This is a genomic window from Micromonospora aridisoli (genome assembly GCF_056150025.1).
On record NZ_JAXCFK010000022.1, the window covers coordinates 44,319 to 51,528 of the forward strand.

Consider the following 7,210-nt stretch of genomic DNA (forward strand, 5'->3'; position numbering starts at 1 on the left):
TCGCCCCAGCATGCACCGTTACCCAGACGAGCTGATCTCACCGCGGGCAATGGGAGTCATCCGCGCGACCTCTTCGAATGATCCGCTGGCACCAGCATTGCGGGACGCGGTCATCTGCCCGTGAGCAACAATTCAGCTCGATTCGTAATCATGAACTCGTGGCCGCGGTCGCCCTGGAGTCGCACTCGATGTACATGATCGAGCGCAGTGGAGATATACCCACTGCGCGGGTGTGCCTTGCCAGTTTCGTGGCGGAGAGTGGCTATGGCCGGCGAGGGGTCGACCGGCACCTACCTAGCCGCAGCGTCTGGATGCTGCTCCGGGCGAAGACCTTGCCGCTGTCTCCCAGCAGCAGAGCATCAAGGCATGGAGGGTTTGACGTGCGGTCCGCAGGGGAGCCGACCCTCAACCTAGGTTTGGTCAATCTGACAGGCCGGCGGCTCGCCGTGCCGCTGCGATGATCCGGGACAACCAGGTCTGAGGGGCCAGTGTTTCCTTGACGCTGAGCAGGTAGGCCGCTGGCGCGGTGGATCGAGCTGCTTCGGCCTTGACTCGATTGGCTCGGCGAAGGCTTAGGGCACCGAGTGCAACGCCGCCTGCGACCGCCAATTGCGGCTGGGCAAGCATGCCGGCGGCAGCCAAACCGGCGGGAAGCTCGAACTTACTGTTCAGCGCCACAGCAGCAGCGTCGATCCCGACGTCTGTCAGACCACGACGTAGCTCTTCGACGGGTGCCTTAGCGTAGCGGGACACCGCCTCGGACAGGTACGCATCGAGAATGATTGGTGACTCCACATCCCTCAACTGGTCGGCTAGGTCCGCGCCTATCATGTCGACGTACTCGCGCCACCGGTCGAACTGTCCGCCGAAGCGACGCCGTACTTCAACGATCTTCTCCACCGGCACATGGCCGATGTCGCGCGGCGCGAACGCATTGATAGATAGCATGCCAAACGTCGTGGAGACGTCCGGCCGGCCGCTCGACTCTGAGGCCGGACCATCGGCTGGCTCGTACGCGAGCGGGCCGGACATGACCGCATGGGCGGTCAGTTGATCGGTGGTGGTGGCGAGGTTGTTGCGCCGGGCCAGTTCCTCGGTCAGCCGACACTTGTAGATCCAGGCCAGCTCTGGATGCATGGCGAACCACTCACCCCGAGCCGGTACCGCCAACCCGGCATCGATCAAATCCTCCGCTAGGCCGACTGCCACTTCGCTGGAATGCACGCCAGCCAGCGCTCCGGCCCGAATCCGTTCGGCCAGGCGCTGCGGATCTGCCCACTGCGTCGGACCGTAGTGCTCGAGATCGGGAACGCAGTCGGAGTCAGGGACGGACATCGCAGGCGGTCTCGGCGGAGAAAACTCCTCCGGATCCCGGTAGGCAAGCTCCGGCGGGAGACGCCACGCCTCACGACGCTCGGAGGGAAGAGTGTTGAGAAAGTCGGCGATCGGCCCAACCACCGACTGCGCTGCCGAGGTCGGCGAGTGATCCACCACGAACCCAAGTTGGTCCTGAAGTACTCGGACCACCCGCGAGTTGCGGGTCGGGTAGTCCGGGTGCACGATCCGCACCATGCGTGGCCAGTACAGCGCCGCCAGTTTTAACCACCGCGGATCGCGGAAGTGGATGTACGGGTAGTAGACAGCCAGCTGAGGCAGACGCATTCCGGATGCCGCCACGATACCTCCACGAAGACCCCACCCGAACAACTTCCTGCCACGATGCTCGCAAGTGTCTTCAAAGGATGCACCCTGACTCTATCGGGCGCGGGCCGGGCTGGCGTTGTTGCTCGCCGACGATCCGGGCGGCTACCTGCCGGTGGTGCTACCGATGTCGTTGCGCCTTGACGCGCGGCGGCGTGGTGGCTTCGCTGTCGCCCTGATACGGGCGGCGTTGCTCGGGCCCGGCGGAGGTGGGGCGCGGGTTGCTGGGGTCGGGTGGCAGCCGGCAGCGGCGGTTCGTCCGCGCCAGCGAGGCTCGGCTACCGTCCGCGACGAGGCACACCGGCTGCCCACGCGCTCGGTGCGGCAAGAGAGTGCACGGGATCAGAGTGAGTCCAAGGACTATTCTCGAATTCCCCGTTCCGAGCCGCTGCGCACGCACACGTCACCCGCCAAGATCAAGCGGAAGACCAGGGTGCCTGAATCGAGGTAGGCTAAGTGGCGAGCAGGTGCCGCGTGGTATCGGAAGCTCTAACGGGCTACCTGTTCGAGGTAGCGCTGCCGGATCGTGTCTAGCCGCTCCTTGGTCCGTTCGACCTCCCAAAAGGCCCAGCCGTTGCTGGCTACGCCGACCGCGTCTTCCATCGCTTTGGTAGGCGCGCTTGCGACTCCGGAAGCGGTCTCGATGCTTCCTTCTGGGCGGACTCGGGCATAGTACAGTTCGCCACGTCTGCGGCCGACGAGCCGGTCTCCCACACTTACCAAGCCTGCCTCAACCAAGTCCTGGAACCGGACTCCGTAGCGAGTGCGCTTCCCGGTCGCGAGGGGGCCGGGCGCTGGCGGCGGGGCCAGTCCGAGCGCGTCCAGGCTCCATATCTTCTTGGCGATCTCGCAGTAGAAGCGACCGCGCGCCTCGATAAACGGCTCCAGCGCGGTGCTTGCGTCATAGGTAGCGATCATGCCGTACAGGCCTTCGCCGGTGAGGAACTTCCGGAGCCGGATGTTGCCTCGTTGGAAGAAGTCCGGGTTGAGCATCCCGGCCAGCAGCGTGTCCCTCCGGTACGACGCGAGTTTCTTCTCCAAGAGCGTCCCGCCGTAGCTACCGTTGTCCAGGCCGTCCAAAAGCAGGAGCGCCCCAATCCGATTCCGCAGGAAGCCGTAGTAGCGGGCGTCGGGCACCTTGTGCGCGTACTTCGACGCCGTGCTGGTGAAGAGGTGTTCGATCTCGAAGTCGCGGTCACGGTCTCGGCGCAGGAGGAAGCGGTCGGTTGGATCTGCCTCGCCATTGGTCGCGCCCATTTCGACCCATGCGGTCAGGCGAGTCAACACGTAGTGCACGAATCTGCGTTTGGTGTCGTAGCGGAGGTCCGGGATGAGCTGCAGCCGGACTGGCCAGTCTGCGGCGTGCTCCCCGAGGGCGCGGCTGAGCTCCTGAACCGACTCGGACAGTCGTACGGCAGGCATGACCGCGGAGACGAGCCCATCGATGTGTCGCTGCTCGACCGGTTCGTCGCCAAGCTTCTGCGTCACGTAGAAGAGATCGAGAAAATTGGCCACCAAGCCGGCCTTCTGCACCCGCTCCATCTCCGAGTCACCGGACCGCAGGGCAGCGAGGGTGAGGTCGAACTGCTCGGCTATGCCGTTGAATGTGTTGTACCGCACGGCCCGTAGATGCGGGTTGATCTGGGACCGTGCTTGCAGCAGCGTGGCGTATGTGGTGTGGAAGGGGTACAGCACCTCGGTGATAAGGCGGATCCGGTCGCCGTTCTTGCGGTTGGGCCAGATCTCTGCCTCGTGCGCCCGCACCCACTCGTGTGTTGCGTCGTTCAGGCTCGGCCCCGGTTTGTGCGCGGCCTCAGGAAACCTCGCCCGGAAGACTGTCCGAAGGTAGGCGAACGCGGCGCCCTTCTCTACGTCTTCCAGAGCCGACACCATCGTGGTCCATGCGCCTTCTAGCTCACGTGGATCCGCTTCGGCGTCACTGAGCAGTAAACGCTTGAGGTGGTCCATCGGCGAGAGCCGGACGCCGCAGTCGTTGATTGACTGGAACATCTCCTCTGCCCGGTCGCGGTCGCCTGCGTCCATCACGACCAGGGAGACCCGGTAGAGCAGCCAGTCGATGAACATGACCAGGACATCGCCGCGCAACTGTGCAGGGTAGTGGATGTCGATGTACTGGTACGCCTGCCAGATGCGCCGGATAGGAGGCCGCGCGATGGCGACGTCGAATCCACGGTCGTTCAGCAGAGCGTTGAAGCAGGCGCCGTACTCGTCGACGTCCACACGGAACGTTCGCCTGCCGAACCGTTCGGACATGATCAACGTCAAAAGTTTGCCGGCCCTGCTGCTTGCCTTCGGAGTCGCCGCTGCCTGCCGATGCAGATAGATCAACAGTAGTAGAAGCGTGATGATGCGCTGCTGGCCGTCGACCAGCGAGGTCCGCCCGTCTGCGGTGCAGATGATGTACGGGCCGAGGAAGTACGGATCGTACGATTTCACATCGGCCAGTGAGTGCTCGTCGCTCCACTGATCGAGAAACTTTCGGGAGAGGTCGTTCATCAGCCGCGCGACCTGCGGTTCGTCCCAGACGTATTCGCGCTGGTAGTAGTCGAGAGCGAACGACTCTGTGTTGAACAACGTGTCGATGGATTGCTCGCGGGCACTGACCAGCTTTTTGGTGCTGCGCTTCCTGGCCATGACGGCCCGGCCTAAAGGGCCACGGTCGCTTTGGCGGCCACGATAGACTCACCCCTTCCGCGCCAAATATAGCCGGAGCGCACGACCCGAACGACGGCTCCGGTGTCGGGCGCACCCGACTCGGCCTCGTGGGAGTCCGGGTCAAATGGGAGACTCTCGCCGGGCCGGCCGAGCGGCCACAGCCGCTTGCGCCGCGTCTCATCCGTGAGGAGCTTCACGACTTCTGTGATCGTGTCACCGCGAGACTGCAGGACCTCGACTGCCACGGCAAGATCGGCAACCAGCCTGGCCTCCTCGAACTCGTGGTCCCACCCAGAGGCGGTCGTCCCGCTGGCGTCGAGCGCAGAAGCCACGTTCTGCACGAGATGTTGGGCGACCCAAGGCGGCAACTTCTTGAGCAGATAACCGGCCAGCACGTCGAGTGAACTCCGAGCAGACAGCCGTTCGGCCGACCATCGGTATTTCTTGTTCACGGCAGTAATCTGTGGATGCCACTTGACCCCGCGTTGGAAAAGCCTCCAGCGGTGATCGGCGTCTGCCTTCTTGACACCTGCCTCAATCACCTGGGCCTTGATCGCTTGCGCGTTGATCGGCTCGGACGCGGTCCGGATCACGTCGAGAAAGACTGATCCTGGGTCTTCCGCAAACTGCTTAGCGAGGGTTCCTGCGCCCAACACGTACCGCCCCCCGGGCCCGAGCTGTATGTAGCCTCATGCTATGTGCATAGGTCGTCATGCATCTCTGTCTGATGCGCGACAGTCGCTCTATGTTCCGTAGATCCCGCTTTCTTGCTATGGACCTGGACAGTTGTCGTCCGCTCTGGTCGAACCACGGCGCCCACTGCAGTACGACTGTTCTTCACCTGGCACCTGCGGCGAAGCTCGTGAAACCCGGTCCGCCTTCCCGTTCGCTTGACAGACCCCTCTCGGCATGATGGAATGATCGCCCATGAGTTCTTGTAGTCGCAGGGTTGCCACCCTGCGGAAGGCATCCCAACGGACACTTGGCAGGTAGACGAGGCGCAGGTCACTGAGGAAGTCTGCCCGCGATAGGAGCACCCGAAGGCTGCTGTGCGCATCCCGCAGCTGCTTGGCCAAGTCGCCGCGGCGCAAGTGCGCGCGATCGTTGCGATATCCGGCCAGCCGGCCAACCCGTACCGGACAGATCGGTAGCCTGCGCGAGGAGCCGCTCCAGCAATGCCCATCCGTCGGTCCATGCGGATTGACCCGCCATGATCAATTGATCTCCGATCTCGCGCGCCGCAACAAGTCGTCGACCGAGAACGATAGACAAGGGTTGGCGAGACGTCCTCGGCATGCCCTGTGCGATCAGGCGCCGCAGTGGATCTCATCGCCAGCATCATCAAGGTGACCCGTCTCGGGGTAGGCTGGCCCCGCACCTGCCCCGACCTGGTCCTCGCGGTCAAGGCGCACACCAGCCGCCGCAACCGCGCCTACCTGCGCAAGCGTGCTGGCTGTGCTCGGCGAGCATTTGGCGCACTGCAACGAGCACCGGCCGCATCAGGGCCGCGGGCAACGCCCACCCGATCGAGACACGCTTCCACCGCCGGTGGTGGACCTAGACGCCCGACGGATACGCCGCCGCAAAAATCCTCGGCGGTCTGGTGACTGAGTACTCCCAGGCCGCGTAAACGAACCGGAGTTCCGAACGGCACAGGCACAACCGGACCTGACTGACGACGTAAGGGACGGGCTCCCGGCGACTCAAGGCAGCGTGACGGGCAACGACGGCAACAACGAGACCTTTGCCCGCTTCACTGCGTAACCTTCGGCTGCAGTGTCCGAAACGGTGAACGCGTCCACGGGCGCGCTGTGGTCCATGATTGCCATTGCGGCCTCAGCCGGGAAGGTACCTCACAACTTCGTACGGTGTCATGCTCAGGTTTCTCCCTATCGGTGCTCGCGACCATGCAGACATTAGCCCGCCCTCGGCCTCGCAGGCTCTGCCCAAGAGGTGAACGAGCTCGCTGTCGTCGATAGGGTCAGGCAAATCGCAGACGACTGCCAGACGGTCCGGTGAGCAGACCTTCAACTCCCACGGGTCTCCGGCTCTGGCGGGCGCTTTCACCCGGGCCGAGTGGAAGTGGTAGTCAGGGCCACCACCGACCTCGAAGGTGCGCCCTACGGGGATCGAGGCTGGCACCGAGGAAGGCGGCCATGCGGGCCAGCAGCCACAAGTGCCGGGACACCTCGGTGGCCCTCTTCGGGCCAAGTTTGGATTGCTGTGCGTCGAGGGCGCGTACGGTTTCGCTGTCCACGGCCAGTCCAGTGCCGATCAGGCCGAGCGGACGTACTTCGGTTCCGGTGTCGTAGAAGACCCGGCCGGCGGGACGTCCTGCATGCACGTCGAGCAAGGTGCGGGCTTCCTCGGCAAGCTCGGCTTCGATGCCATTGGCCGCCGGGGCTGGAAGGGCCTCGATTATCTGTATGAGGATGCTGATGTCGGCTTGCAGCACCGCAGTGATGTAGCTGTACCAGAGGCTGTGGAAAAAGTCGCGGGTCAGGTGCTGGAGCGCGGCAGCGTCGGTGAGCGCCCGCAGGTGTAGGTCCGGGTACGAGTCGTTGGCGCGGCGCGTGCTGCCGGTGCTCGGAGACATTGTTCGGACCACAGGCTCGGATGCGCAGGCGGAGATGCGGTTGAGCAGCCCAGCGATCTGATCGGCCAACTCGACGCTGCTGACGGTGGCGATCGCTGCGGTCTCCGGGTACGGCCCTGATAGGTACGTAGCCATGATTGAGCGTTTTCCAACTGGGTTTGCGTTGGTAGAGGGTGGGTTCGGGTGCCCCGCTGGTGGGTCGGGTTGAGGCTCCCGATAGGACAGCGATCGACCAAG

Annotated in this window: 4 protein-coding genes and 1 pseudogene; 1 reads left to right on the forward strand and 4 read right to left on the reverse strand. The window is 64.0% G+C overall.

The features are described 5' to 3' along the window. Positions 1-420: 420 nt before the first annotated feature. From SM447_RS28225 to SM447_RS28235, 3 genes are all read right to left on the reverse strand, one after another. Positions 421-1,677, reverse strand: coding sequence for a DUF6236 family protein (locus SM447_RS28225; RefSeq protein WP_474575915.1), 1,257 nt, complete (start codon positions 1,675-1,677; stop codon positions 421-423). A gap of 513 nt (positions 1,678-2,190) precedes the next feature. Continuing rightward, positions 2,191-4,356: a GmrSD restriction endonuclease domain-containing protein gene (locus SM447_RS28230; RefSeq protein ID WP_474575916.1), complete on the reverse strand. Its 2,166-nt coding sequence runs from the start codon at positions 4,354-4,356 to the stop codon at positions 2,191-2,193. Between the two features lie 11 nt (positions 4,357-4,367). After that, entirely contained in the window at positions 4,368-4,970 is a 603-nt protein-coding gene (locus SM447_RS28235; protein WP_474575917.1) for a hypothetical protein, read from the reverse strand. 747 nt (positions 4,971-5,717) lie between these two features. Here SM447_RS28235 and SM447_RS28240 point away from each other — a divergent pair. Then, positions 5,718-5,825 (forward strand): annotated as a pseudogene (locus SM447_RS28240) (IS5 family transposase); the annotation flags it as partial. A 641-nt stretch (positions 5,826-6,466) separates the two neighbouring features. Here the strand turns inward: SM447_RS28240 and SM447_RS28245 are convergent. Next, the gene (locus tag SM447_RS28245) at positions 6,467-7,042 is read right to left on the reverse strand and encodes a hypothetical protein (RefSeq protein WP_474575918.1); all 576 of its coding nucleotides are present in this window, start codon (positions 7,040-7,042) and stop codon (positions 6,467-6,469) included. Between the last annotated feature and the right edge of the window lie 168 nt (positions 7,043-7,210).